The organism is Reyranella sp., from assembly GCF_050185545.1.
Classification (GTDB): Bacteria; Pseudomonadota; Alphaproteobacteria; order Reyranellales; family Reyranellaceae; genus Reyranella.
The window spans coordinates 1-2,302 of the sequence record NZ_JBFWZI010000026.1; the positions used below are offsets into that span (position 1 = coordinate 1).

Consider the following 2,302-nt stretch of genomic DNA (forward strand, 5'->3'; position numbering starts at 1 on the left):
CCGCAGCGGCTCCTGGCATCGCACGGCTCGGCTGTTCGTCCAGCCGCGCGCCGGCGATTGGGGGGCGGTGTTTGCCTCGGTGCGCCGCGAGCTGGCGACGATCAAGCAGCAACAGGCGGCTGCCTGAGGGCATTCCCCCATTGACGTTAAGTGGCTTGTGCCGCCCTGGCCCGGTCGAGGTCGGCCGCGTCGTCGACGTCATCGAGCGTGTCGGCGAGGGCGACTGAGTAGCGCGCGGGAATCGACAGCAGCGTATCGGCGAGCGCCTGCGGCGTCGACCAGCGCACCCCGGCAAACAGCGCGCGGGGCAGAGGCCGGACGCGCCGGCTGCCGATCAGCCAGTAGCCGCCGTCACTCCCCGGGCCGAACACCAGATCATGGCGGCCGAGCAGCGCGAAGGCCCGGGCGATGTGGCGCGGCCGCATCGCCGGGATGTCGCTGCCGACCAGGACGACCGGACCGGGCGGCAAGGTTTCGAACGGCCGCCGCATGCGCTGGCCGAGATCGCCGCGGCCTTGTCGTCGGCGTCGGGTGCCGCGCCAGATCGGATGGCCGAGCGAGTCGTCCGGTGTCACGAACAGCCAGACTTGCCAACGGCGATCGGCCGTCAGTCTCCGGAGCGTCGTCGCGAGCGTCGCGCGGTAGAAGCGCGTCGCGGCAAGCACGCCGATCTCCCGGGCAAGCCGGCGCTTGACCCGACCGACGTGCGGCGTGCGGGCGAAGATCACGAGGTGGCGCGTCATCGGCCGTGCGCCTTCAGCCATAGAGGCGGCGGATCAGGCGTGGCGGCACGCCGGCAAAATACAGCGCGAGGCACGACAGGTTGTGCAGTGGCCGCAGCATCCAGCCGTCGCGTTCGTAGCGCCGGGCCGAGGTGATCATGTCTGCGGCGAGCGGTACCAGCCGGCGGCGTCCGATGCGGCGCACCAGGTCGACGTCCTCCATCAGCGGGACGGCGGCGAATCCACCGAGGCGGCGATAGAAGGTGCGCGACAGGATAAGTCCCTGATCGCCATAGGGCAGGCCGAGGGTTCTGCTGCGCCAGCCGACGAGGCGCTCGAGGCGGCGGGCGCGCGGGTCGGGCGAGTCGAAGTGCAGGCGGAAGTACGCCGCGCGGTCCTGGTTGTCGGGATCGGCGACGAAGCCGTTGATGGCATCGATCCAGCCTTTGTCCGTTCGCGAATCGGCGTGCAGGAAGAAGAGCCAGGGCGCCTGACCGGCCGCTGCGCCGGCGGCGAGCTGCTGGCCGCGACCGGGCGGCGCCGTCACGACACGCGCGCCGGCCTCGCGGGCAATCGATTGCGTGGCATCGCGCGAGCCGCCGTCGCAAACCGTGATCGTGAGCGAGAGACCGCTCGGCTTGCCCAGCGCCGCAAGGGTGTCGGCGAGGCTCGCGGCGGCGTTCAGGGTCGGGATGACGACGTCGAGCCCGGTCGTCACGCGCTGCAGGCGGCGCCGCCCAGGACGCAGAACTTGGCGCAATGAGGATGATTCAGCCGCACCGCCGTGCCGGTGCCTTGAGCCAGCGTCTCGCCCAGCTCGAATTGCCGGTCGTAGGGCAGCAGGGTGCAGGCGACGACGACCGGCCGCGCCGCGCCCTTGCGCTTGATCACCATGCGCGCGGAGGCGCACATCACGCTGTCGGGCGCCTTGCGGAGGATGCCCCAGCAGGCGGTGGTGATCTCCGGCACGTCGACCGTGGGATCCATCTCCGGGAACAAGATCAGCGCCGTCGGGCTCGTGGCGTCGATCGGCACGCCGAGCTCGGCGAACAGTCGGGCGTAGCCCGCGCGCACCTGGTCCTCGGTCTCGTCCGAGAAGCGGCGGCCGGCGACGTGAACGTCGAAGCCCGCCCGGGCGAGCCAGACCAGCCCGTTGATGGTGGGTGTCCAGCTGCGCGCCCCGCGCTCGCCCTCGTGCAGGGCGCGGCCGTAATGATCGATCGAGACGCGCAGGGTCAGGTTGTGGCCGTGGCGCTCGAGCAGGTGCAGCAGGGCGGGCTTCATTTTCTGCATCGGCTTCATGGCATTGGTCAGCACCATGGCCTTGAAGCCGCGCGACAGCGCGTCGTCGAGCATGGCCGGCAGCTCGCGATTCATGAACGGCTCGCCGCCGGTGAAGCCGATCAGCCTGGTGTCGTGGCCGTCGCGCTCGATCTCGTCGAGATAGGCCGCTACCTCGGCGGCGGTCAGATAGACCAGCCGGTCGTTGCGTGGCGATGATTCGATGTAGCAGTTGGCGCACGTGAGGTTGCAAAGCGTGCCGGTGTTGAACCACAGCGTGTCGAGAGAGCGCAGCGCGA

General features: G+C 70.4%; 3 protein-coding genes. All 3 read right to left on the bottom strand.

All coding sequences use genetic code 11. From position 1 onward, the window contains the following. Positions 1 to 146: 146 nt before the first annotated feature. Positions 147 to 743, bottom strand: coding sequence for a TIGR04282 family arsenosugar biosynthesis glycosyltransferase (locus tag AB7O82_RS09845; protein ID WP_428619280.1), 597 nt, complete (start codon positions 741 to 743; stop codon positions 147 to 149). Between the two features lie 13 nt (positions 744 to 756). Further along, positions 757 to 1,440, bottom strand: a complete 684-nt coding sequence (locus tag AB7O82_RS09850; protein ID WP_428619282.1) for a TIGR04283 family arsenosugar biosynthesis glycosyltransferase — start codon at positions 1,438 to 1,440, stop codon at positions 757 to 759. Beyond that, a partial coding sequence (locus tag AB7O82_RS09855; RefSeq protein ID WP_428619284.1) for a radical SAM protein occupies positions 1,437 to 2,302 on the bottom strand: 866 nt, incomplete at its 5' end. The genes AB7O82_RS09850 and AB7O82_RS09855, both read right to left, overlap by 4 nt.